The organism is Streptomyces sp. NPDC006134, from assembly GCF_040628835.1.
Taxonomy (GTDB): domain Bacteria; phylum Actinomycetota; class Actinomycetes; order Streptomycetales; family Streptomycetaceae; genus Streptomyces.
Genome location: NZ_JBEXTV010000016.1, coordinates 52905 through 78707 on the forward strand (window position 1 = coordinate 52905; position 25803 = coordinate 78707).

Consider the following 25803-nt stretch of genomic DNA (forward strand, 5'->3'; position numbering starts at 1 on the left):
GCGAGCGTGCGAGCCGGTCGGGCGCCCCTTCCGTCCGGGGCTCTCAGCCCCGCACCCCGCACAGGTGCAGCAGCGCCGCCACCCCGCGGTACGGGTCCGTCCGTCCGGCCCGCTCCTCGGCCGCCAGCAGGGCCTCGACGTCGTCCGGTACGGGGGTGCCGTCCGCGGCCGTGTCGGTGAAGACCCGCACGCCGTACCAGGTGTGCAGCGGGGCGCCGATCCCGGCCAGCGTCGCCGTCAGGGTGGCGAGCCGGTCCGCCCGGCCGCCGGGCCCCGGGCGGACCGGGGCCTCCTCGTCCGGGTCCGTCCGGGGGTGGGGGAGGTGGGCGGTGGTGTCGAAGGCGGCCAGCGCGCCCGCCCAGTCGCCGTGCAGGCCGGGCCGCATCGCCAGAGCGTCCCCGTTGCGCACCAGCAGCGACAGCAGGCCGCCGTGGGCGAGCATCCGCGCCAGCCCGGCCACCAGCGGGTCCGGCTCCTCGACGTGCATGAGCACGCCGTGGCACAGCACCACGTCGAAGCTGCCCGGCAGGAAGTGCACGCCGGTGTCCCGGCCGTCGCCCTCGATGATCCGCATCCGCTCCCGGATGCCCTCCGGCTGCCCGGCGAGCGCCTCACGGGCCGCGGCGATCAGCGCGGGGTCCTTCTCCAGTCCGGTCACGTGGTGCCCGGCGCGCGCCAGGCGCAGCGCCTGCGTGCCCCGCCCCATGCCCACGTCGAGCACCCGCAGCCGCCGCCCGACCGGGAACCGGTCGGCCAGCTGCTCGTCCAGCTGCCGGGCCACCAGCTCCTGCCGGACCACGTCCCGCAGCCCGCCCGGCTTGTTCAGCCAGGCCCTGGCCGCGCCCCCGGTGAACGGTGTCGTGCTCAGGGCCGCTCCCCGCGCTTGACCTGCGGCTTGGGCAGTCGGAGCCGGCGCATCTGGAGGGAACGCATCAGGGCGTAGGCGACCGCGCCACGCTTGTTCTCGGCGGGGAACCGCTCGGCCAGGCGCTTCTTGAGGCGGAAGCCGGTGACGAGCGAGTCGAGCACGATCAGCACGATCACGACCAGCCACAGCAGCAGCGCGGTGTTCTGCAGCGCGGGCACCTGGACCATGCTCAGGACGAGGATGACCACCGCCATCGGCAGGAACCACTCCGCGATGTTGAACCGCGAGTCGACGAAGTCGCGCGCGAAGCGGCGGACCGGGCCCTTGTCGCGCGCCGGCAGGTACCGCTCGTCGCCACTGGCGAGCGCCTGGCGCTGCCGCTCCAGCGCGGCCCGCCGCTCCTCGCGCTGGCGCCGGGCGGCCTCCTTGCGCGTCATCGACGTGTTGGCGACGCTGCGGCGCCGGGTCTGGGCCTCACTGCGCTTGGGCGTCGGGCGGCCCTTGGGGGCCTGCGGGTCGCGGGGCTGCTTGGAGTCGGTCAGCGGCGCCTTGTCGGCGGCCGGGGCCTTCTCTTCCTTGGCACGGCTACGGAACACAAAGCCCAAGGGTACGGGGTGCGGGGGCATGGACCCCAGCCCCACGGGGAACGATCCGGCAACACCGGTCGTCTGTATGGGGACAGAGGGGACGTTGCGTACGACCCGGGACTCCCCGGACGGCGCACCCCGCGCACCACGGGGAACCACCTCCTCCCTGCGCCGGATCGGGAGCGGACGCAGTCGTCCTTGGGGATGAGCGCATCCGTCCCCGAACAGTGCGGTAATGGAAGCAGGGCCCGTACTGTGGGTTCTGTTGCAGTCGCTGGAGCTGGAGTCGGTCAGAAGGGGGCGCGCGAAGCCCATGAGCGGTGTCATGAAGCGTATGGGGATGATCTTCCGCGCGAAGGCGAACAAGGCCCTGGACCGGGCCGAGGACCCGCGCGAGACCCTCGATTACTCGTACCAGAAGCAGCTGGAGCTGCTGCAGAAGGTCCGCCGCGGTGTCGCCGACGTCGCCACCTCCCGCAAGCGCCTGGAGCTCCAGCTCAACCAGCTCCAGTCGCAGTCCTCCAAGCTGGAGGACCAGGGCCGCAAGGCGCTGGCGCTGGGCCGGGAGGACCTGGCCCGCGAGGCGCTCTCCCGCCGCGCCGCCCTCCAGCAGCAGGTGACCGACCTGGAGACCCAGCACGCCACCCTCCAGGGCGAGGAGGAGAAGCTCACCCTGGCGGCCCAGCGGCTCCAGGCCAAGGTCGACGCCTTCCGCACCAAGAAGGAGACGATCAAGGCCACGTACACGGCGGCCCAGGCGCAGACCCGGATCGGCGAGGCGTTCTCCGGCATCTCCGAGGAGATGGGCGACGTCGGGCTCGCCATCCAGCGCGCCGAGGACAAGACGGCCCAGCTCCAGGCCCGCGCCGGCGCCATCGACGAACTGCTCGCCTCCGGCGCGCTGGACGACCCCTCCGGCATGCACAAGGACGACATCCAGGCCGAGCTGGACCGGCTCTCCGGTGGTACGGATGTAGAGCTGGAGCTGCAGCGCATGAAGGCCGAGCTGGCCGGCGGCACGACCGGCGGGCAGCAGGCCATCGAGGGCGGCACCGGAGCGCAGCAGGCCCAGCAGCAGCCGCAGGACACCCCGCGCTTCGACAAGCAGTAGCCGTCCTTCGACGGCCGGGGCCCACGCCGAGGAGGGCGACATGATCGTACGGATCATGGGGGAGGGGCAGGTGAGGCTGGACGACGGCCGCCTCGCCGAGCTGAACACGCTGGACGACGAGCTCCTGGCCGAGATGGAGAACGGCGACGGGCCGGGCTTCCGCGCGACGCTGAAGGCGCTGCTGGCCAAGGTCCGCGAGCTGGGCGAGCCCCTGCCGGACGACGCGCTGGAGCCGTCGGACCTCATCCTGCCGTCCCCGGACGCCACCTTGGAGGAGGTCCGGCAACTGCTGAACGACGACGGGCTGATCCCGGGCGCCTGAGCGGCACTTGAGCGGCGCCGGGCGGGACGGTCCGTGACGGTCTCCGGCGGTCTCCGGTGGCCTGTGACGGTCTGCGGCAGTCTCCGGCGGTCTGCGGTGGCCTGTGACGGTCTGCGGCAGTCTCCGGCGGTCTGCGGTGGCCTGTGACGGTCTGCGGCAGTCTCCGGCGGTCTGCGGTGATCTCCGGTGGCCTGCGGCGGTCCGCGGCGCTCTCCGAAGAGGAGGACGCGTCCGGGCCGGTGACGGCCGCCCCCGCCCCGGGCCCCGTACGCACCGGCGCCCGGCCCGGCTACCGTGGACGGCCGTGAGCACCCTCGACCGCGCCCGGTGCCGCATCGGCGCGCACCCCCTCGCGGTGGACGCGGCCCTGGCGGCGGCCGTCCTCGCCTGCATGGTCGCCGGCTCCTTCGTGGACCCGCACGGCCCCGACGGCATCACCTGGGCCGTGCGCACCCCCGACCCGCTCAGCCTGGTCCTCATGGCGCTGGGTGCCGCGGCCCTCGTCCTGCGCCGCCGCGCCCCGATGGCGGTCCTCGCCGTGACCGGCGCCGTCTCCGTCGTCGAGTGCGTCACCGGCGACCCCCGCGCCCCCGTCGTCATGTCCGCGGTCGTCGCCCTGTACACCGTCGCCGCCACCACCGACCGCCCCACCACCTGGCGCGTCGGCCTGCTCACCATGGCCGTGCTCACCGGCACCGCCATGATCGCCGGGCCGCTGCCCTGGTACGCCCAGGAGAACCTCGGCATCTTCGCCTGGACCGGCATGGCCGCCGCCGCGGGCGACGCCGTCCGCAGCCGCCGCGCCTTCGTGCACGCCATCCGGGAGCGGGCCGAGCGGGCCGAGCGCACCCGTGAGGAGGAGGCCCGCCGCCGGGTCGCCGAGGAACGGCTGCGCATCGCCCGCGACCTGCACGACGTCGTCGCCCACCACATCGCCCTGGTCAACGTCCAGGCGGGCGTCGCCGCCCATGTCATGGACAAGCGGCCCGACCAGGCCAAGGAGGCCCTCGCCCACGTACGGCAGGCCAGCCGCAGCGCGCTGGACGAGCTGCGCGCCACCGTCGGCCTGCTGCGCCAGTCCGGCGACCCCGAGGCCCCGACCGAGCCGGCCCCCGGCCTGGACCGCCTCGACGAACTCGCCGGCACCTTCCGCAACGCCGGCCTGCACGTCGAGGTCGCCCGCGCCGACCAGGGCACCGAGCTGCCCACCGCGGTCGGCCTCGCCGCCTACCGCGTCGTCCAGGAAGCCCTGACCAACGTGCAGAAGCACGCCGGTCCGCGGGCCAGGGCGGAGGTGAGCGTGGTCCGGGTGGGGCCGAACATCGAGATCACCGTCCTCGACGACGGGGGCGGCGGCACCCGGACTCCCGGCACCGGGAACGGGAACGGGAACGGCACGGGGAACGGCAATGGCACCGGCGGCGGGCACGGCCTGCTCGGCATGCGCGAGCGCGTCACCGCCGTACGCGGCACCCTCACCACCGGACCCCGCTACGGAGGCGGCTGGCGCGTCCATGCGATCCTGCCGGTCGCCCACCGCACCGAGGCGGCCCGGGCGGCCCGGGCGACCGAGACACCCGGGGCACCCAAGGCATCCGGGGGATGACGTATGACGATCCGTGTCCTGCTCGCCGACGACCAGGCCCTGCTGCGCAGCGCCTTCCGCGTGCTCGTCGACTCCGAGCCCGACATGGAGGTGGTCGGCGAGGCCTCCGACGGGGCCGAGGCGGTCCGGCTCGCCAAGGAACGGCGCGCCGACGTCGTCCTGATGGACATCCGCATGCCGGGCACGGACGGCCTGGCCGCCACCCGCATGATCGGCGCCGACCCGGACCTGGCCCACGTCCGCGTGGTCATCCTGACCACCTTCGAGGTCGACGACTACGTGGTGCAGTCGCTGCGCGCCGGAGCCTCCGGCTTCCTGGGGAAGGGCTCCGAGCCCGACGAGCTGCTGAACGCGATCCGGGTGGCGGCCGGCGGCGAGGCGCTGCTGTCCCCGGCCGCCACCAAAGGGCTGATCGCCCGTTTCCTCGCCCAGCAGGACACCGCGGAGGCCGCGGACCGCGACCCCGCCCGCTCCGAGCGGCTCGACGCGCTGACCGGACGGGAGCGCGAGGTGCTGGTGCAGGTCGCCGGCGGCCACTCCAACGACGAGATAGCCGAACGGCTCCAGGTGAGCCCGCTGACCGTGAAGACGCACGTCAACCGGGCCATGGCCAAGCTGGGCGCCCGCGACCGGGCACAACTGGTGGTCATCGCCTACGAGTCGGGGCTGGTCCGTCCGAGGGTGGAGTGAACCCGGGCGGGGCGTACTGCGGCCGGAGTACGCGCCGGACGCGGAACGGGACCTGGGGCCTAGGGAACGGGGCCGTCCATGGACCAGGGTGGTGGTGTGGGCAGACACGTGTTCGCTCCTGGCGCTCGCGTGTGCCCCTCCTCCGCTCAGGCCACAGAAGAGAGACCCTGACCCATGTCCTGGCTGTCGAGATTCAGCCTCGCACAACGGGCCCTGATAGGGCTGATGTCGATCGTCGCGCTCGTCTTCGGGGCGATAGCGATACCCCAGCTCAAGCAGCAGTTGCTGCCCACCATCGAACTGCCCATGGTGTCCGTGCTGGCGCCCTACCAGGGCGCCCCGCCGGACGTGGTCGAAAAGCAGGTCGTCGAGCCCATCGAGGACAACCTCGAAGCCGTCGACGGCATCTCCGGCGTCACCTCCACGGCGAGCGAGGGCACCGCCGTGATCATGGCGTCCTTCGACTACGGCAACGACACCCAGCAGCTCGTCGCCGACGTCCAGCAGGCCGTCAACCGGGCCCGCGTCCAGCTCCCGGACGACGTGGACCCGCAGGTCATCGCCGGTTCGACGGACGACATCCCGACCGTGGTCCTGTCGGTCACCTCCGACAAGGACCAGCAGGCCCTGGCCGACCAGCTCGACAGGACGGTCGTCCCGGCGCTGGAGGACATCGACGGCGTCGCCCAGGTCACCGTCGACGGCGTCCGGGACCTCCAGGTCGCCGTCACCCCCGACGACGCGAAGCTGGCCAAGGCCGGGCTGACCCCGCAGGCCCTCGCCCAGGCCCTCCAGGCGGGCGGCGCGACCGTCCCGGCCGGCTCCTTCGACGAGGGCGGCGCCAACCGCACCGTCCAGGTCGGCGGCGGCTTCACCTCGCTGCAGCAGATCCAGGACCTGATGGTCACCGGCGAGGGCGTGAAGAAGCCCGTGCGCCTCGGCGACGTCGCCACCGTCACGGAGGAGGAGGCCAAGGCCACCTCGCTGACCCGCACCAACGGCAAGCCCAGCCTCGCCGTCGCCGTCACCATGGACCACGACGGCAGCGCGGTCGCCATCTCGAACGCGGTCGAGGACAAGCTGCCCGGGCTGCGCGAGGAGCTCGGCTCCGGCGCGACCCTCACCGTCGTCGCCGACCAGGGCCCGGCGGTGTCGAAGTCCATCGAGGGCCTGACCACCGAGGGCGCCCTCGGCCTGGTCTTCGCCGTCGTCGTCATCCTGGTCTTCCTGGCGTCGATCCGCTCCACCCTCGTCACCGCCGTGTCCATCCCGCTGTCGGTGGTGCTGGCGCTGATCGTGCTGTGGACGCGCGACCTGTCGCTGAACATGCTCACGCTGGGCGCCCTGACCATCGCCATCGGCCGGGTCGTCGACGACTCGATCGTGGTCCTGGAGAACATCAAGCGCCACCTCGGCTACGGCGAGGAACGCCAGGAGGCCATCCTCAAGGCGGTCCGCGAGGTCGCGGGCGCGGTGACCTCCTCGACCCTGACCACGGTGGCCGTCTTCCTGCCGATCGGCCTGGTCGGCGGCATGGTGGGCGAGCTGTTCGGCTCGTTCAGCCTGACCGTCACCGCCGCGCTGCTCGCCTCGCTGCTGGTCTCCCTGACCGTCGTGCCGGTCCTGTCGTACTGGTTCCTGCGCGCCCCGAAGGGCACCCCCGAGGACGCCGAACAGGCCCGCCGCCAGGCGGAGGAGAAGGAGGCCCGGAGCCGCCTCCAGCGCGCCTACGTCCCCGTCCTGCGGTTCGCGACCCGACGCCGCCTCACCAGCGTGGCCATCGCGGTCGTCGTCCTGATCGGCACCTTCGGCATGGCGCCGCTGCTGAAGACCAACTTCTTCGACCAGGGCGAGCAGAAGGTCCTCAACGTCAAGCAGGAGCTGGAGCCGGGCACCAGCCTCGCGGGGACCGACGCCCAGGCGAAGAAGGTCGAGAAGCTGATCGCCGGGACCGACGGCGTCAAGGACTACCAGGTCACGGTCGGCTCGTCCGGCTTCATGGCCGCCTTCGGCGGCGGCACCGACACCAACCAGGCCAGCTACCAGGTGATGCTGGAGGACGACGCCTCCTACGAGGATGTCCAGAACCACATCGAGGACGGGCTGGCGAAGCTCCGGGGCATCGGCACCACCACCGTCTCCGCCGGGGACGGCTTCGGCAGCCAGGACCTGAGCGTGGTCGTCAAGGCGTCCGACCCGAAGGTGCTGCGCGAGGCCGCCGAAGAGGTCCGCGAGACGGTCGCCGGGCTCGACGACGTCACCGACGTCACCAGCGACCTGGCGCAGAGCGTGCCCCGCATCTCCGTCAAGGCCAACGCCCGCGCCGCGCAGGCCGGTTTCACCGAGCAGGCCCTCGGCGCGGCCGTCGCCCAGGCGGTGCGCGGCACCCCGGCCGCCAAGGCGGTCCTGGACGACACCGAGCGCGACGTCGTGATCAAGTCGGCGAAGCCCGCCGACACGCTCGCCGAACTGAAGGCCCTGCCCCTGGGCCCGGTGAAGCTCGGCGACATCGCCACCGTGAAGCTGGTCGACGGCCCGGTGTCGATGACCCGCATCGACGGCCAGCGCGCGGCCACCATCACCGCCAAGCCGACCGGTGACAACACCGGCGCGGTCGGCGCGCAGCTCCAGACGAAGATCGGCGCGCTGGACCTGCCGGCGGGCGCCACCGCCGAGATCGGCGGCGTCTCCGCGGACCAGGACGAGGCGTTCACCAACCTCTTCCTGGCGATGCTGGCGGCCGTCGCGATCGTGTTCATGCTGCTGGTCGGCACGTTCCGCTCGCTGGCCCAGCCGCTGATCCTGCTGGTGTCGATCCCGTTCGCGGCGACCGGCGCGATCGGCCTGCTGGTGGCCACCGGCACCCCGATGGGCGTGCCCGCGATGATCGGCATGCTGATGCTGATCGGCATCGTCGTCACCAACGCGATCGTGCTGATCGACCTGATCAACCAGTACCGCCGCCAGGGGTACGGCGTCGTCGAGGCGGTGATCGAGGGCGGCCGGCACCGGCTGCGCCCCATCCTCATGACCGCCCTGGCGACGATCTTCGCCCTGCTGCCGATGGCCCTCGGCATCACCGGCGAGGGCGGCTTCATCGCCCAGCCGCTGGCGGTGGTCGTGATCGGCGGCCTGGTCACCTCCACGCTGCTGACCCTGCTCCTCGTCCCCACGCTCTACGCGATGCTGGAGCTGCGCAAGGAGCGCCGGGCGAAGAAGCGGGCGGCGAAGAAGGCGGGTGGCGCGTCCCGGCCGACGTCGCCCTCGGACGAACCGGAGCCGGCCGGGGTCTGACCCTCGGCCCCTCCGACCGACCCCGAAGGCCCGTCCCGGATTTCCTCCCGGGACGGGCCTTTTGGATCAGTCACCCGGTTCAGCCCTTGAGGGCCGTGACGAACGCGGTCCAGGAGGCGGCCGTGACGACGAGCGCCGGGCCGCCGGGGGTCTTGCTGTCGCGGACGGGGACGACGCCGGGGAAGTCCTCGGTGATCTCGACGCAATCGCCCCCGTTGGCGTTGCTGTAGCTGCTCCGGCGCCACCGGGCAGAGTTCAGCTCGGGGGTGTGCTGCATGGCTTGTAGTCCTCCATCGCATCTCGGATCAGCTCCGCCGAGGCGGCCGGTGGGAGGGCGTTGGCGCGGAGGATCTCGTACCGCCGTCGCCATTTCTTCGCCGAGTCCCGGTCCTCGTAGAGATGACCGACCTCGATGCCCTCTTCGTACGCCGTGGTGGAGCCGTTGGGAAGGGTCAGCAGGGTCAATGTGCCCCCCAACAGGTAGTGCGCACCAGCGCCGAAGGGCATCACCTGGACCTTGCTGTCCGGAGTATCCACCTGTTCGAGCAGCCGGGCCAGTTGCTTGTACATGCATTCCCGGCTGCCCATCGGCCGCCGGAGCACGGACTCGTCGATGATCGCCCAGCGCAACGGGGGCCGCGCTGAACGCAGCCGGTCCTGGCGGGACATGCGGGCGTTGACGAGTTCCTCCACCCGCTCCCGGGTCAGTTCTTCCGTGAGACCGAGCTGAGCCCTGGCGTACTCCTCGGTCTGCAACAGCCCTGGGACGGCTTGCGCCACGAAGGTTTCGATGACCTCCGCCTGTGCTTCGAAGTCCATGAACCTCTGGTACTGGTCCGGATGCGCCTCCCGCTTGGCCAGCTGGTACAGCCCGTGGAAGTGCTTGTCGGTACCGAACGCGGCGTCCAGCCGGTCCGGCAGGTCCGGCGGTGGCATCAACTCGGCCGTCTCGATGCGCGCGAGCGTGCTCTTGCTGGAATTCACGATGCCCGCGAGCTGTACGAGTGACAGGCCCGCGCTCTCGCGGTGGCGGCGCTGCTCGGCGCCGAAGTAGTGGCGGGCGGACAGGTACGGGGTCAGAGCCTGCGGCTTGAACGTCACCGGTTTCGCCTCTCGGTCCGTCGGCTGTCGTCGTCCCGATCTCGACGTCGGGACGGGGCGCTCCTGTTGAAGTGCCTTGCCGGAGCGCGACGATATCGACACACACCGTAATCGCGGGTGTTCGTGTCGGGGCCGATTCGGAGGAAGTGACGGAAGATGATGCGCGACGGAACGGGTACCCCCTTGCGGCTGTTGCCGTGGACCACGGCGGACGGACGTCCGTGCTACCTGAGCGCGGACAGCCCGGACAGTCGGCTGTCCCGCATGGCCGACCGGCTGGAGGCGGAGTTGCTCGACTCGGCCGCGTACGTCCTTGACGCGGCCAAGTCGTTGCTCGGCGAACCGGGTGCGGGCAAGCAGGAGTTGCGCTTCGTGGGGGTACGGCTGGCCGAGGCGCTGGGGGACGCGTTGCGGATCGCGGCGAGCAGAGGCGCGCGGTTGCCGGAGGGCGAGTGAGCCGGGGTGCGCTTCAGGGGAGCTCACCCCGGCTCCTTCGGAGGTGTGTTCAAGTCAAGTGAGCGCAGAGTCGCCAGAACTACGTGGAGTGCTGGTAGCTCCGCAAGTTACGGTACTGATTTGCATAGATGACGATCAGGAGTGATCGATTCGCGCTTGAGGCTGTGCTGCTTGAGGGGGCTGCCGGGGGTTGGGTTACGTTCTGCCGGGCTGGCTGGACGAGATCCTGGACTTCATCGGGATCAGCTGGCCGAACGTCGACGAGGACGACTACCGCGAGATGGCGGACGCGTTGCGCGAGCTCGCGTCCGCTTTCGACGACCACGCGGGCGAGGCCCACGCCGCGGTGAACCGTCTGCTGTCCTCCAGCGAGGGCTGGGCGGTGGACGCCCTGCAGGAGCACTGGGGCAAGGTGAAGTCCTCGCACCTGGAGCAGTTGCCGGAGGCGGCTCGCCTGTTCGCGGACGCGATGGACGTCGTCGCCGACGTGATCTACGGCATGAAGGTCAAGGCCGAGATCGAGCTGGGGGCGATGGCGGCTTCGATCGGCGTCTCGATCGGTCTGGCCGCGTTCACCGGTGGCCTGAGGGGAGCCGAAGCACGGATCCGACCGGACAGGGGTAAATTTCGGCTGGGCCAGCAAGTATCCGTCTGACGATAATTTCGAGCGGTACGGAAAAGTCAATAAGCCGGGTGGTGGCCACCACCTGTTCTACAAGGGCGGAGAGGTGTGCCCCTGACATGAGTGATCCCGCATCCATGGAACTCCTGGGCCGCTGTGGCCTGGACGTCCTTGACGTGCCGCCAGCCGATTTCTTGCCCGCGCCTCGACGTGCGGTGGGCATCACCATCGGTGGGACGGAACCGGCTGTGAAAGTTCCCCTGGCCGGCCCAGAACTGAGTGCACGTGTCGACATGGCGTGGCTGCAGCTCGTTCGTGCGCACCATATCGTGGATGAGAAAGGTCGTTTCCTGATCACCACCACGATGGAAGGGCCATGGGTTCCAGTACGTATTCACGGTAAATTGCATTTGGCTGAGCACTTGGTGGGGCACAACGCACCACCCGGGCGTGCGGAATTCGTCACCATGGCTCTTGACGGCAGTGTCATGTGCGGTGTGACCACAGAGGAGTACGACGTCTGGCTGGTGGTGGACCGCGATCGGATCCAGACGCCGCCTCCGCCCTCTCCGGACATCGAGGCGTTCCGTGCCGCCACACGCAGGAAGCAGGAGCTTGAGAAGCGATGCGCGCCGGAGCGTCTTGAGCAACCGCTCGACGACGGGTGGGTTCTCCTCGCATTCCACCGGCACACCAAAAATCTCCGGCGCCTCCACGAGATCCCCGACGAAATGAGTCGGAGCGGGCTTCCCGATCTCCTTGGCGGCACCCTGCCCGAAACCGACGCGCCTCCGCAGCAACTTACCGAGGCGCAGGTCCAGGAACTGGGTGAACGACTTGAAATTCCTATTGACACTCGCAGTTTCGGATACTTCCTCGAGTTCCAGTCCGCGCAAGTCAAGAGTCACCATTCGCGGGCGCGAGCGATCGCTCCCGACCTTCTGTCCTGAGGCAGGAAAGAGGTTAAAAGGGGCACGAGGAAAACTAGTCAAAGTGTCATAGTCGTTGCGGTCAGGGCGGTTTTCGCGTAAAGTCGGGCCGCAAAATACATGAACGATGCGAAACGCAGGCTTGGGATGCAGCAAGGGAAGATCTGGTCGACCTGTTAGCGAATCGAATTCTCGACCTGGATGAGACCTCGGCTTGGGTTTGGGAAAATTCCAACGGATTCTGGGACGTGACCAGGGGGCGTAGCCGTAGTTGACCGACGGGGCGAGCCCGGCGACCTCGGGTCGATGGGTCGAAGAATTGGTTTACAGGTGCGGGTGCCGTGGAGGGGTATTTATTTTCACTCATTTGTGCACCAGGTCATGGCTTTTCTGCAAGATTTCGGAACCTGGGTGGTTCGTGCGGATTCTATCCGCGATCGACGGTGCATGAGTGTTCGTTTCAGGTGATCTCTCCCTCGTTGCAGTTATAGTCGAACTGGAGTACCGCTGCGAATTATTCTACGCGAACCAGCAAAAAACCTTCGGAATATTCAGTCAGGGTATTTTCGTGTCCTACTTCATGAACAACCTTATGGGCGAGTCGATCGATTCTCCCGACGAAGCGCAGATTCGCCAGACTCTCGCAGAATTGGAAAAGGCGGATGACGAGCACACGGATGTGTCACTCGGGCATGAGTCCGGCTGGACGCTCAGCGTCTTCCGAGACAAGAGGCTGCTGTGGGAAAACGTGGAGGACCCGGATGTCTCCCCGCGTGAAGCGACGCTGGATTCATGGGATGACGTTGTAGGCCTTCTCCTTGAGCTCTCCCGCGGGAACATCGAAGCTGTCGACGCGTTCGGCTGGGACTCCTGAGGGTCAGTGCCCGGTGCAAAATCGAGGGACGTTCGGAGGAGAAGTTGGCAGATCGAGAGAGCGGTGAACGCTTCTCATCCTGGGGTTCGCGGGCGATGACGGCTGGTGATCTCACTCGCCAACGTCTCGACTGAGGGACCCCGAAGATCGCGGTCAGGTGATGGGGAGCGCGGCAACGAGCGGCATCGAGTCGGTCACCACTCTCACCGAACCGCTGCGAAGCAAGCCGAACGCATGCAACTGGACAGGCGGGATCAGCCCCCAGGACATCGCTCATGCCGAAGACCAGCTCGGCACGTCGTTCCCGTCTTCCTGCCGTCATTTCCTCGCGGAGCCGGGAAGCTGCGAGGCGGCCGGTGTGGAGTTCCTCGGCGCCTGCCGGACGCCGGCCATGGGCGACCGGCTGCTCGGTACGGTGACCGAGACGCTCGACGCCCGAGAAGCCCCCCGCTTCCCGGCACATCTGCTGGTCGTCCGGTACGACGGCATGGGCGGTCTGGTCTCCCTCGACGTGGCACACCGGGATGCGCGGGGTGAGTCGCCGGTCGTCGGTCCGGGAGCCGGGCTCCGATGCCCGGGGCGGGCCGGAACGGCTCGCGGACGACTTCGGCACGTACGCCCTGCGCGCATGCGGCAGGGCGCTCGGCCGGTGAGCGTTTCCCCGGGCTTTCCGGCTCCGGCCGGGCCATCGGCAGGCGAGGCGGCCGGGCGGCCCGGATGTCCCGAGCGCGCTGCCGGCGCGGTTGCCGCAGCGCCGTCGTGTCCTTGGCGACGCCGGCCGCCCCGAACGCGCTGTCGGCACCGCGCGGACAACAGGAAAGGGCGCCCCTCGTATGGAGGGGCGCCCTTCCTCGCGTACGGACGCGACCGCTACGGCAGCGCCAGCATCCGCTCCAGCGCCAGCTTGGCGAACGCCTCGGTCTCCTTGTCGACCTCGATGCGGTTGACGAGGGTGCCCTCCGCCAGGGACTCCAGGGCCCACACCAGGTGCGGCAGGTCGATGCGGTTCATCGTCGAGCAGAAGCAGACGGTCTTGTCGAGGAAGACGATCTCCTTGCCCTCGGGGGCGAAACGGTTCGCCAGTCGCCGTACGAGGTTCAGCTCGGTGCCGATCGCCCACTTGGAGCCGGCCGGGGCCGCCTCCAGGGTCTTGATGATGTACTCCGTCGACCCGACGTAGTCGGCGGCGGCCACGACCTCGTGCCGGCACTCGGGGTGGACGAGGACGTTGACGCCCGGGATGCGCGCGCGCACGTCCTCGACCGAGTCGAGGCTGAAGCGGCCGTGCACCGAGCAGTGCCCGCGCCACAGGATCATCTTGGCGGCGCGCAGCTCGTCCGCCGTCAGCCCGCCGTTCGGCTTGTGCGGGTTGTAGACGACGCAGTCCTCCAGGGACATGCCCATGTCGCGTACGGCGGTGTTGCGGCCCAGGTGCTGGTCGGGCAGGAAGAGCACCTTCTCGCCCTGCCGGAACGCCCACTCCAGCGCGCGCTGGGCGTTGGAGGAGGTGCAGATGGTGCCGCCGTGCTTGCCCGTGAACGCCTTGATGTCCGCGGACGAGTTCATGTACGACACCGGCACGACCTGCTCGGCCACGCCGGCCTCGGTCAGCACGTCCCAGCACTCGGCGACCTGCTCGGCCGTGGCCATGTCGGCCATCGAGCAGCCGGCGGCCAGGTCCGGCAGGACGACCTTCTGGTCGTCGGAGGTCAGGATGTCCGCCGACTCGGCCATGAAGTGCACGCCGCAGAACACGATGTACTCGGCCTGGGGGCGCGCGGCCGCGTCCCGGGCCAGCTTGAAGGAGTCGCCCGTGACATCGGCGAACTGGATGACCTCGTCGCGCTGGTAGTGGTGACCGAGCACGAAGACCTTGTCCCCGAGCTTCTCCTTGGCCGCGCGGGCGCGCTCGACCAAGTCCGGGTCGGAGGGCGAGGGCAGGTCGCCGGGGCACTCCACGCCGCGCTCGCTCCTCGGGTCGGCCTCACGGCCGAGGAGCAGCAGGGCGAGGGGCGTCGGCGTTACGTCGAGCTCCTGGGTCTGGGCGGTGGTCACGACACGCACCCTTTCTGTTCTGCGGCTCGCCGGGCCGGTGGAACCGGACCCGGCGGGACAAGCGGGACACCGTTTCGACTTTTCGTCGAATTGACGCTATCTATCATAACCGGTTCACGTCACTTTGACGATGGCCATCGTGTCGATGTGACGTGAATCCCGGCGCCGCGCTGCCGGTGCCGTCCACGGACCGGCCACGGGCCGGTCACGGCCGCTGTCCGCCCACCGGCGCGTGTGCGAGCATGAAGAGAAGCCAAGGAGAAACCCGGGGCTCGCCCGGAATGAATCCGCGGCGCCGCCGGTTGCACCCGTCGGCAAGCAGTCTCCGTACAACCCGGGAGAGATGTAGATGTCCGTATCGGACGAGACCACCACCGTCACCGACGGCATCATCCTGACCGACGCCGCCGCGGCCAAGGTCAAGGCCCTGCTCGACCAGGAAGGCCGTGACGACCTCGCGCTGCGCGTGGCCGTCCAGCCCGGCGGCTGCTCCGGCCTGCGCTACCAGCTCTTCTTCGACGAGCGTTCCCTCGACGGCGACGTGGAGAAGGACTTCGGCGGGGTCAAGGTCGTCACCGACCGCATGAGCGCCCCCTACCTGGGCGGCGCGACCATCGACTTCGTGGACACGATCGAGAAGCAGGGCTTCACGATCGACAACCCGAACGCGACCGGTTCCTGCGCCTGCGGCGACTCCTTCAGCTGAGCCGCTGCCCCAAGGTGCCAAAGGCACCAAAGGCACCAAAGGCACCGGACGAGGGCGGCGGCCCGGGGAACACCCCGGGCCGCCGCCCTCGTCCCGCTCCCGGCACCGGAGCCCGTTCCCGGCACCGGAGCCCGGCCCCGTCACCGGTCCCCGGACGGCGCCGGCAGCCGCGCGCCCTCCTTCTCCAGCGGGATCTCCTCGCCGTCCGACCCCACCACCGCCCGGCCGCCCAGAGGCTGCTCCAGCCGCACGGTCAGGTGGTACTTCTGGGCGATCAGGATGCAGACCTGCTCCGGCTGCGAGGTCGCGGTCACCGTCACCCTCACCTCGTCCCCGCTCTCGGCCGCCTGAGCCTCGTAGGAGGCGCACACCCCGCCCGTGAAGCCCACGGTCAGCTCCGTGCCCTCGGCCGTGTAGCCCTCCACCTTCACGTCCCGCACGGACGGCGCCGAGGTCGGCTCACCGGACGGCCCCCGCGTCGGCCCGGCCGGGGCCAGGTACGCCGGGTCGACCGCCGGATACGTCACCGTGGAGGCGTCCCGCGCGCCCGGCGCCCGCACCTCGAACAGCCAGGACGGCACCAGCACCGGCCGCCCCCGCACGGAGTGCGCGGCCAGCCCGAACACCGCGCGCTCCACGGTGACGGTCTCCTTCCGCGCCGACGGCTCACAGGCCGCCGTCCGCGGACCGCCCTCCAGCGGTACGGGACCGGCGCAGCCGCCGATGCCCCCGCGCGCCCCGGCCGCCGGTGCCGCGTTCAGCAGCGCCAGCGTCCTCTGTGCCGTCAGGACGGGATAGACGTCCCCCTTCACCGGCGCCTTCAGCCGGCCGCTGCCGCCGGTCACCTCGCCGCCCGCGCCGACGGTCACGCCCGTCGTCCAGCCGTACGTGGGCAGCCCGCCCACCTTCGGCTCGGCGTTCACGACCCGCCGGCCGCCCAGGACCTGGCTCGCGTCCGCGGCGGCGTCCCGCTGGCCCACCGCCGCCAGCACCGGCGCGGCGGCCCTCTTCGCCTCCGCCTCGCTCACCGGGCCGCCCGGGCCCTTGGCGCACACAGCCGTGCCCGTGCAGTCGTCGGTGCCGGGCGCGTACCGGTGGAACGTCCAGTCGCCCGGAGCCCGGCGCTCCACCCGCAGGAACGGTCCCATGCCGTCCCCGGCCGCCCCGACCGTCCAGGTCTGCCCGCGCGTCACCGGCGTCCCCCCGACGCCGAGCGCCTTCGCCAGCCGGGCCACCTCCTCCCGGGTGACCTCGCCCTCCGCCCGGTACACGGGCGCCGAGCCGGGCCCCTGCGGGAGCGCGCCCCGCGCCCGGTGGACGGTGCCGTGGGGGTCGGGTTCACCGGGCGCGATGCCGGACGGGCCGCCGTCCGCGGGGACCGGGTGGCCGTCGAGGGCGAGCGGCGGGGGAGTGCCGTCCCTTCCGTCCCGCGCCCCGGACGCCGTACGCCCGTCCGGGCCGGACGGGCTCGCGGCGAGGTACGCACCGCCGCCGCCGGCGAGCAGCACGGCCGCGGCGACGGACACGACGGCCGCGGAGCGCCGTCGCGCCGCCCGCCCGCGCCCCGCGCCCGTACCGGCGGAGCCGCCGGCCGGGGCCCCGGGGCCGCCCGCCCCGGCACCGGTCCGCCCGGACGTGCCGGAGACCGCCTCCGCGCCGGCCCCGGTGCCGTCGTGGTCGGGTCGCTCGGTGTTCACCGCATCGCTCCTTCGGCTGCCCGGCGGGCCCCGGTGACCCGGCGCGGTCGCCCGCGGGCCGCCGGTGGGTCGTATCCCGCATCCCCTCCAGGGGGGACGGCGATGGGACGCGGCGGGGGAGCACCCGGTTCCCCGGGACGCGGGTCCGTCGTCCGGCCGGCCTCAGCCGCCGTAGTCCGGCAGGGCGTCCAGCAGCCGGGCCGACGCCGGCGGCACGGACACGCCGTGCGGGAGCGGCGGGGAGGCCGGGCGGGAGGGCGCCCGCTCGGGGGCCGCCCAGTGCGGCACCATCCGGGCGCAGTCGCCGCGCAGCGACTCCAGACCGCCTCCGTCGTCGGACGGGGCGGGGGCAGAGCCGGAGGAAGGGACCTTCAGGTTCGTCATAGCGGAACCGTAGGCACGCCTCAGGCCGCGAAGAAAGATCTACTATCGGGTAGTTTCGGACGTTTCGGAGCTCGGGGCCGACCGGGTAGCGTGAACTGTCAACCGCCGCCTCCCTCCGGAGAGAGTCCACGTCGTGCGCATCGCAGTCACCGGCTCCATCGCCACCGACCACCTCATGACCTTCCCCGGCCGCTTCGCCGACCAGCTCGTCGCGGACCGGCTGCACACGGTCTCGCTCTCCTTCCTGGTCGACCAGCTCGACGTCCGCCGGGGCGGCGTCGCCGCGAACATCGCCTTCGGCATGGGCCAGCTCGGCACCAAGCCCATCCTGGTCGGCGCCGCGGGCGCGGACTTCGGCGAGTACCGGGCCTGGCTGGAGCGCCACGGCGTCGACACCGACTCCGTCCGCATCTCCGAGACCCTGCACACCGCCCGCTTCGTGTGCACCACCGACGCCGACCACAACCAGATCGGCTCCTTCTACACGGGCGCGATGAGCGAGGCCCGCCTGATCGAGCTGAAGACCGTCGCCGACCGCGTCGGCGGCCTGGACCTGGTCTCCATCGGCGCCGACGACCCGGAGGCGATGCTCCGCCACACCGAGGAGTGCCGCGCGCGGTCCATCCCGTTCGCCGCCGACTTCTCCCAGCAGATCGCCCGTATGGACGGCGACGAGATCCGCATCCTGCTGGACGGGGCGGCGTACCTGTTCTCCAACGAGTACGAGAAGGGCCTCATCGAGTCCAAGACCGGCTGGAGCGACGAGGAGATCCTCTCCCGCGTCGGCCACCGCGTCACCACCCTCGGCGCGCGCGGCGTGCGCATCGAGCGGGCCGGTGAGAAGACCATCGAGGTCGGCTGCCCGGAGGAGGAGCGCAAGGCCGACCCCACCGGCGTCGGCGACGCCTTCCGCGCCGGCTTCCTCTCCGGCCTCGCCTGGGGCGTCGGCCTGGAACGCGCCGCCCAGGTCGGCTGCATGCTGGCCACCCTCGTCATCGAGACGGTCGGCACCCAGGAGTACCAGCTGCGCCGCGCCCACTTCATGGAGCGCTTCACCAAGGCGTACGGCGACCAGGCCGCCGCCGAGGTCCAGGCGCACCTGGGCTGAGCGCCCGGCCCTCGGTGCCGGGGGTCAGGACACCCGGCGGACCACGTAGGCCGCGCCCCGGTCCGCCGGTTCCTCCCCCACGTACTCCTGACCCCGCATCTCGCACCACGCCGGGATGTCCAGCCGGGCCGCCTCGTCGTCCGCCAGGACCCGGACCGTGCCGCCGACGGGCACGTCGCCGATCACCTTGGCCAGCTCGATCACCGGGATCGGGCAGCGCCGGCCGACCGCGTCGACCACGATCTCGCCGCCCCCCTGCCGGGCGCCGGCCGCGGGCACGGGCGCGCCCAGCTTCTCCCGCACCCCCGCCACCGCCCCGGGCAGCACCTCCAGGAACCGCTCGACGTCCTCGGCCGGCGTCCCCGGCGGCAGCGACACCCGGACGTTGCCCTCGCTGAGCACCCCCATCGCCTTCAGGACGTGGCTGGGCATCAGGGTGCTGCTGGTGCAGGACGATCCCGAGGAGACGGAGAAACCCGCCCGGTCCAGCTCGTGCAGCAGGGTCTCCCCGTCGACGTAGAGACAGGAGAAGGTGACGATCCCGGGCAGCCGGCGCACCGGGTCGCCCACCACCTCCACGTCCGGCACCAGGTGCGGCACCCGCGCCCGGATCCGGTCCGTCAGCTCCCGCAGCCGCGCCGCCTCCCGCCCGGCCTCGGCCCGCACCGCCCGCAGCGACGCCGCCGCGGCCACGATCGCCGGGATGTTCTCGAACCCGGCCGCCCGCCCCGACTCCCGCTCGTCCACCGGCCCTTGCGGCGCGAACCGCACGCCTTTGCGGACGACGAGCAGCCCGACCCCCGACGGCCCGCCCCACTTGTGGGCGCTGGCGGCCAGCAGCGACCAGCCGCCCGCCACCGGCCCCCAGCCCAGCGACTGCGCCGCGTCCACCAGCAGCGGCACCCCCGCGGCCCGGCACGCCTCGGCCACCTCGGCCACCGGCTGCTCGGTGCCCACCTCGTGGTTGGCCGACTGCAGACAGGCCAGCGCCGTGTCCTCCCGCAGGGCCGCGGTGTACGCGGCGGGGTCCACGGCACCCGTCCGGCCCACCGCGACCTCGGTGACCGTGCCGCCTCCGGCCTCGTGTGCCTCGGCCGCATGCAGAACAGACGAGTGTTCGACCGCTGACACGATCAGGTGGCGCCCGGCGCGGCGGCGCCCGGCCAGCGCGCCCGCGATGCCCGCGTGCACCGCCCGGGTGCCCGAGGGGGTGAAGACCAGTTCGTCCGGACGGCACCCCACCGCCTCCGCCGCGGCCTCGCGCGCCGCGTCCAGCAGCAGCCGGGCCCGCCGCCCCTCCCGGTACAGACGGGCGGGGTCGGCCCACCCCTCGTCGAGGGAGGCCAGCAGCGCCTGGCGGGCGACGGGATGGAGGGGAGCGGCGGAAGCGGCGTCGAAGTAGGACACGCGACCACGCTAACCCGTGGGCCAAGGGGGCGTCAGAAGCTGCCCGGAGGCGGACGTTCCACCCCATCGGGGTGACCGGCGGCGCGTTGGGCACCCTCCCCGCGCGACCCCAAATGGCGTCGGCTAGGGTTTGGTCCGCATAAACATCCAAACCCCTGCCCGACGCAGGGCGGCGACCGACCAGCGAGAAGGCCGCAGCCAACCAGCGCGGGCGAGACTCTCGGGAAGGCGCTACGTGAGTCCCAACGGCTCCGACCGCTCGCCGCGGCGCCCGATGCGGCGGAAGCTGCTGCAGGCACTGACCGCGGGCCTGGTCCTGGCGACCGCCACCGGTTGCACATACGAGGACTTCCCCCGCCTCGGCATGCCCACCCCGACCACGGAAGAGGCTCCTCTGATCCTCTCCCTGTGGCAGGGCTCCTGGGCCGCCGCGCTCGCCGTCGGCGTGCTGGTGTGGGGCTTGATCCTGTGGAGTGCTTTCTTCCACCGGCGCAGCCGCACCAAGGTCGAGATCCCTCCGCAGACCCGGTACAACATGCCCATCGAGGCCCTGTACACGGTCGTCCCGCTCATCATCGTCTCGGTCCTCTTCTACTTCACGGCCCGTGACGAGTCCGAGCTGCTCAGCCTCAAGAAGAAGCCCGACGTCACGGTCAACGTGGTCGGCTTCCAGTGGAGCTGGTGCTTCAACTACGTCGAGTCCGTCGACGGTTCCTCGGGCGACGCCAAGACCGTCAAGGAACTGGACGCGATCCCGGACCGGTACAAGGAAGACTTCCCGGCCGACGCCGGCGGCGTCTACGACTGCGGCACCCCGTCCACGCGGAACCCGCAGAACGGCAACCCCGGCCCGACCCTCTGGCTCCCCAAGGGCAAGACGGTCCGCTTCGTCCTGACCTCCCGTGACGTCATCCACTCCTTCTGGGTGGTGCCGTTCCTGATGAAGCAGGACGTCATCCCGGGCCACACCAACGCCTTCGAGGTGACCCCCAACAAGGAGGGCACCTTCAAGGGCAAGTGCGCCGAGCTGTGCGGCGTCGACCACTCCCGGATGCTGTTCAACGTGAAGGTCGTCTCCCCTGAGCGCTACGAGCAGCACCTGCAGGACCTCGTGAAGAAGGGGCAGACCGGTTACGTGCCCGCCGGCATCGAGCAGGCTGGCCACGAGAAGAACCGGGAGACGAACATCCTGTGAGCATCCTCAACGAACCCCAGGGTGCCGCGGCGGCAGGGTCCCACTACGAGGACGAGCACCCCGTCCGGCGCCAGAAGCGCGGCAGCGTCGCGGTCAAGTGGCTGACGACCACCGACCACAAGACGATCGGCACGCTGTACCTGGTCACGTCGTTCGCGTTCTTCTGCATCGGCGGCGTCATGGCTCTGTTCATGCGCGCCGAGCTGGCCCGTCCGGGCCTGCAGATCATGTCGAACGAGCAGTTCAACCAGGCGTTCACGATGCACGGCACGATCATGCTGCTGATGTTCGCGACGCCGCTGTTCTCCGGTTTCGCGAACTGGATCATGCCGCTGCAGATCGGCGCGCCCGACGTGGCGTTCCCGCGGCTGAACATGTTCGCCTACTGGCTGTACCTCTTCGGCTCGCTGATCGCGGTGGCCGGCTTCCTCACCCCGCAGGGCGCGGCCGACTTCGGCTGGTTCGCCTACGCCCCGCTGTCCGACGCGGTGCACTCGCCGGGTGTCGGCGGCGACATGTGGATCATGGGTCTGGCCTTCTCCGGCTTCGGCACGATCCTCGGCTCGGTCAACTTCATCACCACGATCATCTGCATGCGCGCGCCGGGCATGACCATGTTCCGCATGCCGATCTTCACCTGGAACGTGCTGCTGACCGGTGTGCTGGTCCTGCTCGCCTTCCCGGTCCTGGCCGCGGCCCTGTTCGCGCTGGAGGCGGACCGCAAGTTCGGTGCGCACATCTTCGACCCGGCCTACGGCGGTTCGCTGCTGTGGCAGCACCTGTTCTGGTTCTTCGGCCACCCCGAGGTGTACATCATCGCGCTGCCGTTCTTCGGCATCATCTCCGAGGTCATCCCGGTCTTCTCCCGCAAGCCGATGTTCGGCTACATGGGTCTGATCGGCGCGACCATCGCGATCGCGGGTCTGTCCGTGACGGTGTGGGCGCACCACATGTACGTCACCGGCGGTGTGCTGCTGCCGTTCTTCTCCTTCATGACGTTCCTGATCGCGGTGCCGACCGGTGTGAAGTTCTTCAACTGGATCGGCACGATGTGGAAGGGCTCGCTCTCCTTCGAGACGCCGATGCTGTGGGCGACCGGCTTCCTGATCACCTTCACCTTCGGTGGTCTGACCGGTGTCATCCTGGCCTCGCCGCCGATGGACTTCCACATCTCCGACTCGTACTTCGTGGTGGCCCACTTCCACTACGTCGTCTTCGGCACCGTCGTCTTCGCGATGTTCTCCGGCTTCCACTTCTGGTGGCCGAAGTTCACCGGCAAGATGCTCGACGAGCGCCTCGGCAAGATCACCTTCTGGACGCTGTTCATCGGCTTCCACGGGACCTTCCTGGTCCAGCACTGGCTGGGCGCCGAGGGCATGCCGCGCCGGTACGCGGACTACCTCGCGGCCGACGGCTTCACCGCCCTGAACATGATCTCGACGATCAGCTCGTTCCTGCTCGGCCTGTCGATCCTGCCGTTCTTCTACAACGTCTGGAAGACGGCCAAGTACGGCAAGCCGGTCGGCGTCGACGACCCGTGGGGCTACGGCCGCTCGCTGGAGTGGGCGACCTCCTGCCCGCCGCCGCGGCACAACTTCCTCACCCTGCCGCGGATCCGTTCCGAATCCCCGGCGTTCGACCTGCACCACCCGGAGATCGCCGCTCTCGACCAGCTCGAGAACGTCGGCCACGGTGACAAGGCCCTCGCTGGCGGCAAGGAGGCCGGCAAGTGAAGATCCAGGGCAAGATGTTCATGTGGCTGAGCGCCTTCATCCTGGTCATGGCGATCGTCTATGGCCTGTGGTCGAAGGAGCCGGCCGGTACCACCGCCCTCTTCCTGGCGTTCGGCCTGGCCATCATGATCGGCTTCTACCTCGGCTTCACGGCCAAGCGGGTGGACGCCGGGGCGCAGGACAACAAGAACGCGGACGTCGCGGACGACGCCGGCGAGGTCGGGTTCTTCAGCCCGCACAGCTGGCAGCCGCTGTCCCTGGGCATCGGTGGCGCGTTCGCCTTCCTCAGCATCGCGCTCGGCTGGTGGCTGATGTTCTTCTCGGCGCCGCTCATGCTGATCGGCCTGTGGGGCTGGGTCTTCGAGTACTACCGCGGTGAGAACCGCACCCAGTAACACACCCCGTGTGCCCGAAGGGTCCGGACACTCCGCAAGGAGCGTCCGGGCTCCTTCTTTTGCCCCAACGCCGTTCATCCGTCCGGCTTACCCAGCGAGCCGCCGCCGACGGGGCTTCCTAGCGTGAGGCCATGAGCCACACAGTTCCCCTCCCGGCCCGCAGGCGCCTTCTCGCCGGCTGCATCGTGCTGGTGATCGCCCTCGGCGCGGGCGCCGCCGGCTGCGGCGGCGACGGCGACCCGCTGGCCGCCGCGCCGTACGACGCGGCCGGCCAGATCTCCTTCGACGGCCCCACCGGCGCCGGGAAGAAGGCCGACCCCGACAAGCCCCTGGAGGTCGTCGCCGAGGACTCCGACGGGCGCATCACGGACGTCACGGTCCACGACGCCGCGGGGCGGTACGTGGCGGGCGAACTCTCCGCCGACGGCACCCGCTGGCACAGCACCTCGCCGCTGGCCGCCGACGCCCGCTACACGGTGCGCGTCAGCACCGAGAACGGCGACGGGGCACCCGGCCGCAAGGTCCTCACCTTCGAGACCGGCAAGCCCGTCGCCAAGAAGCGCCTGGACGTCGTCTTCGCCCCCAAGCCGGGCACGTACGGCGTCGGCCAGCCCGTCACGGCCGAACTGAGCGAACCGGTGCGGGACCCGGCGCAGCGCGCCGTCGTCGAGCGCGCCCTGAAGGTGCGCTCCACGCCCGCCATGGAGGGCTCCTGGCACTGGGTGGACGACAAGGAACTGCACTACCGGCCCCGGGAGTACTGGCCCGCCGGCGCCACCGTCGAGGCGCGCAGCACCCTGGAGGGCATCAAGATCGGCGACCGGATGTGGGGCGGCCGGGCCGAGCCGCTGAAGTTCACCACGGGCGACCGGGTCATCGCCGTCACCGACGCCGCCGCGCACACCATGACGGTCTACCGCAACGGCGAGGAGATCCGGCAGATCCCCGTCACCACCGGCAAGCCCGGCTTCGACACCCGCAACGGCGTCAAGGTCGTGCTCGGCAAGGAACGCTTCGTACGCATGCGCAGCAGCACCGTCGGCATCGCCGAGGGCTCGGCGGACTCCTACGACCTGCCCGTCCACTTCGCCACCCGGGTCACCTGGAGCGGCGAGTACGTGCACGCCGCGCCCTGGTCGGTCGGCTCCCAGGGCAGCGCCAACGTCAGCCACGGCTGCGTCGGGATGAGCACCGAGAACGCCGAGTGGTTCTTCGGCACCGTCCGCGAGGGCGACCTGGTCGAGGTGGTCAACTCCCAGGGCGAGACCATGGCGCCGTTCGGCAACGGCTTCGGCGACTGGAACCTGGACTGGGAGAAGTGGCGCGCGGGCAGCGCCCTGACGGGCGGCAAGCCCGGCGGGCCCCACCCCCAGGACGCGGCACGGCTGCGGCCGACAGCGGTGTGACCCCCGCGACCGCTCAGACGCCCTGCAGCCGCTTCTGCCGCAGCAGGGACGCCAGCGCGGAGGCGAACTCCACCGGGTCCACCGGGAGCGTCACAGCGGCGTCCGCACGGCTCCACGTGGCCAGCCAGGCGTCCTGCGGGCGGCCGATCAGCAGCAGCACCGGCGGGCACCGGAAGACCTCGTCCTTGATCTGCCGGCACACGCCCATGCCGCCCATCGGCACGGCCTCGCCGTCCAGCACGCAGACGTCGATGCCGCCCTTGTCCAGCTCCCTGACGACGGCGGCCGGGGTCGCGCACTCCACGAACTCCACGACGGGCGCGTCCGGAGCCGGCCGTCGGCCGGTGGCGAGCCGTACCTGTTCCCGGGTGGTGGAGTCGTCGCTGTAGACCAGGACCGTGGCGGTAGGCTGCATGGTTCCTCCGATACTTACGCAGAGTGGCGTACGTCGTACGGACAGGCCCGTTGCGCGGATGCTACTCCCTCGGACACCCCGTCAGTACCGGTTCGGACACGGCTTCGATGGGCCATACGGGCAGTACACGAGGGACGGACACTCCGAACGGCACCCCCCGGAGTGAGGGCGGGATAAGCGACCGACATAATGTCGGTCGTGGCGACAGCAACGACAGTAGAAACCGGGCACGCGCACCCGTCGGTCAATCGACCGAACCTCACCAGCGTCGGAACCATCATCTGGCTGAGTTCCGAGCTGATGTTCTTCGCGGCCCTCTTCGCGATGTACTTCACCCTGCGTTCGGTGACGGGTCCGGACTTCTGGTCCGAGAAGGCCCACGCGCTGAACTTCCCGTTCTCCCTGACGAACACCACGATCCTGGTGCTCTCCTCCCTCACCTGCCAGCTCGGCGTGTTCGCCGCCGAGCGCGGTGACGTGAAGAAGCTCAGGATGTGGTTCATCGTCACCTTCATCATGGGTGCGATCTTCATCGGGGGTCAGGTCTTCGAGTACACCGAGCTGGTCAAGAAGGACGGGCTCTCGCTCTCCTCCGACCCGTACGGCTCGATCTTCTACCTGACCACCGGCTTCCACGGCCTGCACGTGACGGGCGGTCTCATCGCCTTCCTGCTGGTCCTCGGCCGTACCTACGCGGCCCGGAGGTTCACCCACGAGCAGGCGACCGCCGCCATCGTCGTGTCCTACTACTGGCACTTCGTCGATGTCGTCTGGATCGGCCTCTTCGCCACGATCTACATGATCAAGTAGTCGCGGCCCGCTCCCGCGCAATCCCAGAAGCA

At 70.5% G+C, this 25803-nt stretch carries 24 protein-coding genes and 2 pseudogenes; 17 read left to right on the forward strand and 9 right to left on the reverse strand.

The features are described from left to right. Positions 1 to 43: 43 nt before the first annotated feature. Positions 44 to 781 carry a methyltransferase domain-containing protein gene (locus tag ABZ340_RS13110; RefSeq protein ID WP_358781914.1) on the reverse strand — a complete coding sequence of 246 codons (738 nt, stop codon included), beginning with the start codon at positions 779 to 781 and terminating at the stop codon, positions 44 to 46. 83 nt (positions 782 to 864) lie between these two features. Beyond that, entirely contained in the window at positions 865 to 1494 is a 630-nt protein-coding gene (locus ABZ340_RS13115; RefSeq protein ID WP_358781840.1) for a DUF3043 domain-containing protein, read from the reverse strand. Positions 1495 to 1780: 286 nt separating this feature from the next. Between ABZ340_RS13115 and ABZ340_RS13120 the strand changes: the two genes are divergently transcribed. The 5 genes from ABZ340_RS13120 to ABZ340_RS13140 all read left to right on the forward strand — a co-directional run bounded on the left by ABZ340_RS13120 (position 1781) and on the right by ABZ340_RS13140 (position 8478). After that, entirely contained in the window at positions 1781 to 2566 is a 786-nt protein-coding gene (locus tag ABZ340_RS13120; protein ID WP_358781841.1) for a PspA/IM30 family protein, read from the forward strand. Positions 2567 to 2606: 40 nt separating this feature from the next. Then, a complete protein-coding gene (locus ABZ340_RS13125) occupies positions 2607 to 2888 on the forward strand; it encodes a hypothetical protein (RefSeq protein WP_358781842.1) in 282 nt (93 codons plus the stop codon). Between the two features lie 304 nt (positions 2889 to 3192). Continuing rightward, positions 3193 to 4494 (forward strand): histidine kinase, encoded by a 1302-nt coding sequence (locus ABZ340_RS13130; RefSeq protein ID WP_358781843.1) that lies wholly within the window; start codon positions 3193 to 3195, stop codon positions 4492 to 4494. Positions 4495 to 4497: 3 nt separating this feature from the next. Beyond that, a complete protein-coding gene (locus ABZ340_RS13135; protein ID WP_358781844.1) occupies positions 4498 to 5184 on the forward strand; it encodes a response regulator transcription factor in 687 nt (228 codons plus the stop codon). A gap of 174 nt (positions 5185 to 5358) precedes the next feature. Next, positions 5359 to 8478: an efflux RND transporter permease subunit gene (locus ABZ340_RS13140; RefSeq protein ID WP_358781845.1), complete on the forward strand. Its 3120-nt coding sequence runs from the start codon at positions 5359 to 5361 to the stop codon at positions 8476 to 8478. A 79-nt stretch (positions 8479 to 8557) separates the two neighbouring features. Here the strand turns inward: ABZ340_RS13140 and ABZ340_RS13145 are convergent, their stop codons facing one another. Together ABZ340_RS13145 and ABZ340_RS13150 are read right to left on the reverse strand one after the other, a co-directional pair. Further along, positions 8558 to 8755 carry a DUF397 domain-containing protein gene (locus ABZ340_RS13145; protein WP_358781846.1) on the reverse strand — a complete coding sequence of 66 codons (198 nt, stop codon included), beginning with the start codon at positions 8753 to 8755 and terminating at the stop codon, positions 8558 to 8560. Then, the gene (locus tag ABZ340_RS13150) at positions 8734 to 9579 is read right to left on the reverse strand and encodes a helix-turn-helix transcriptional regulator (protein ID WP_358781847.1); all 846 of its coding nucleotides are present in this window, start codon (positions 9577 to 9579) and stop codon (positions 8734 to 8736) included. Before ABZ340_RS13150 ends, ABZ340_RS13145 begins: the two co-directional genes overlap by 22 nt. Positions 9580 to 9735: 156 nt before the next feature. Between ABZ340_RS13150 and ABZ340_RS13155 the strand changes: the two genes are divergently transcribed. The 5 genes and pseudogenes from ABZ340_RS13155 to ABZ340_RS13175 all read left to right on the forward strand — a co-directional run. Further along, positions 9736 to 10035 (forward strand): hypothetical protein, encoded by a 300-nt coding sequence (locus tag ABZ340_RS13155; protein WP_358781848.1) that lies wholly within the window; start codon positions 9736 to 9738, stop codon positions 10033 to 10035. Positions 10036 to 10225: 190 nt separating this feature from the next. Next, positions 10226 to 10621 (forward strand): annotated as a pseudogene (locus ABZ340_RS13160) (hypothetical protein); the annotation flags it as partial. A 155-nt stretch (positions 10622 to 10776) separates the two neighbouring features. Further along, positions 10777 to 11607, forward strand: a complete 831-nt coding sequence (locus ABZ340_RS13165) for a hypothetical protein (protein ID WP_358781849.1) — start codon at positions 10777 to 10779, stop codon at positions 11605 to 11607. Between the two features lie 430 nt (positions 11608 to 12037). Then, complete coding sequence (locus ABZ340_RS13170) at positions 12038 to 12460, forward strand: hypothetical protein (RefSeq protein WP_358781850.1); 423 nt, start codon at positions 12038 to 12040, stop codon at positions 12458 to 12460. A gap of 160 nt (positions 12461 to 12620) precedes the next feature. Continuing rightward, a pseudogene (locus ABZ340_RS13175) lies at positions 12621 to 12998 on the forward strand (SMI1/KNR4 family protein); the annotation flags it as partial. 332 nt (positions 12999 to 13330) lie between these two features. On the opposite strand, the gene nadA reads toward ABZ340_RS13175, so the two are convergent. Continuing rightward, a complete protein-coding gene (nadA, locus tag ABZ340_RS13180) occupies positions 13331 to 14515 on the reverse strand; it encodes a quinolinate synthase NadA (RefSeq protein WP_358781851.1) in 1185 nt (394 codons plus the stop codon). Positions 14516 to 14864: 349 nt separating this feature from the next. On the opposite strand from nadA, the gene ABZ340_RS13185 reads away from it, so the two are divergent. Beyond that, entirely contained in the window at positions 14865 to 15221 is a 357-nt protein-coding gene (locus ABZ340_RS13185) for an iron-sulfur cluster assembly accessory protein (RefSeq protein WP_028422454.1), read from the forward strand. A 140-nt stretch (positions 15222 to 15361) separates the two neighbouring features. Here the strand turns inward: ABZ340_RS13185 and ABZ340_RS13190 are convergent, their stop codons facing one another. Together ABZ340_RS13190 and ABZ340_RS13195 are read right to left on the reverse strand one after the other, a co-directional pair. After that, on the reverse strand, positions 15362 to 16918 hold the full coding sequence (locus tag ABZ340_RS13190) for a hypothetical protein (RefSeq protein ID WP_358781852.1): 1557 nt from the start codon (positions 16916 to 16918) through the stop codon (positions 15362 to 15364). 162 nt (positions 16919 to 17080) lie between these two features. After that, on the reverse strand, positions 17081 to 17302 hold the full coding sequence (locus ABZ340_RS13195; RefSeq protein ID WP_358781853.1) for a hypothetical protein: 222 nt from the start codon (positions 17300 to 17302) through the stop codon (positions 17081 to 17083). A 133-nt stretch (positions 17303 to 17435) separates the two neighbouring features. Here ABZ340_RS13195 and ABZ340_RS13200 point away from each other — a divergent pair, with 133 nt between their 5' ends. Continuing rightward, positions 17436 to 18410, forward strand: a complete 975-nt coding sequence (locus tag ABZ340_RS13200) for a carbohydrate kinase family protein (RefSeq protein WP_358781854.1) — start codon at positions 17436 to 17438, stop codon at positions 18408 to 18410. A gap of 24 nt (positions 18411 to 18434) precedes the next feature. Here ABZ340_RS13200 and ABZ340_RS13205 read toward each other — a convergent pair whose 3' ends face one another. Beyond that, a complete protein-coding gene (locus ABZ340_RS13205; RefSeq protein WP_358781855.1) occupies positions 18435 to 19817 on the reverse strand; it encodes an aminotransferase class V-fold PLP-dependent enzyme in 1383 nt (460 codons plus the stop codon). A gap of 235 nt (positions 19818 to 20052) precedes the next feature. Here ABZ340_RS13205 and coxB point away from each other — a divergent pair, with 235 nt between their 5' ends. From coxB to ABZ340_RS13225, 4 genes are all read left to right on the forward strand, one after another. Next, complete coding sequence (coxB, locus tag ABZ340_RS13210; protein WP_358781856.1) at positions 20053 to 21012, forward strand: cytochrome c oxidase subunit II; 960 nt, start codon at positions 20053 to 20055, stop codon at positions 21010 to 21012. After that, complete coding sequence (gene ctaD / locus ABZ340_RS13215; RefSeq protein WP_358781857.1) at positions 21009 to 22745, forward strand: cytochrome c oxidase subunit I; 1737 nt, start codon at positions 21009 to 21011, stop codon at positions 22743 to 22745. The genes coxB and ctaD overlap by 4 nt, the downstream gene beginning before the upstream one ends. Beyond that, entirely contained in the window at positions 22742 to 23140 is a 399-nt protein-coding gene (locus ABZ340_RS13220) for a cytochrome c oxidase subunit 4 (protein WP_358781858.1), read from the forward strand. The genes ctaD and ABZ340_RS13220 overlap by 4 nt, the downstream gene beginning before the upstream one ends. Before the next feature lie 131 nt (positions 23141 to 23271). Further along, positions 23272 to 24546 carry an Ig-like domain-containing protein gene (locus tag ABZ340_RS13225; RefSeq protein WP_358781859.1) on the forward strand — a complete coding sequence of 425 codons (1275 nt, stop codon included), beginning with the start codon at positions 23272 to 23274 and terminating at the stop codon, positions 24544 to 24546. A 13-nt stretch (positions 24547 to 24559) separates the two neighbouring features. Here the strand turns inward: ABZ340_RS13225 and ABZ340_RS13230 are convergent, their stop codons facing one another. Further along, complete coding sequence (locus tag ABZ340_RS13230; RefSeq protein WP_358781860.1) at positions 24560 to 24961, reverse strand: hypothetical protein; 402 nt, start codon at positions 24959 to 24961, stop codon at positions 24560 to 24562. Positions 24962 to 25150: 189 nt separating this feature from the next. Here ABZ340_RS13230 and ABZ340_RS13235 point away from each other — a divergent pair, with 189 nt between their 5' ends. Next, entirely contained in the window at positions 25151 to 25771 is a 621-nt protein-coding gene (locus ABZ340_RS13235; RefSeq protein WP_358781861.1) for a heme-copper oxidase subunit III, read from the forward strand. Positions 25772 to 25803: the final 32 nt, after the last annotated feature.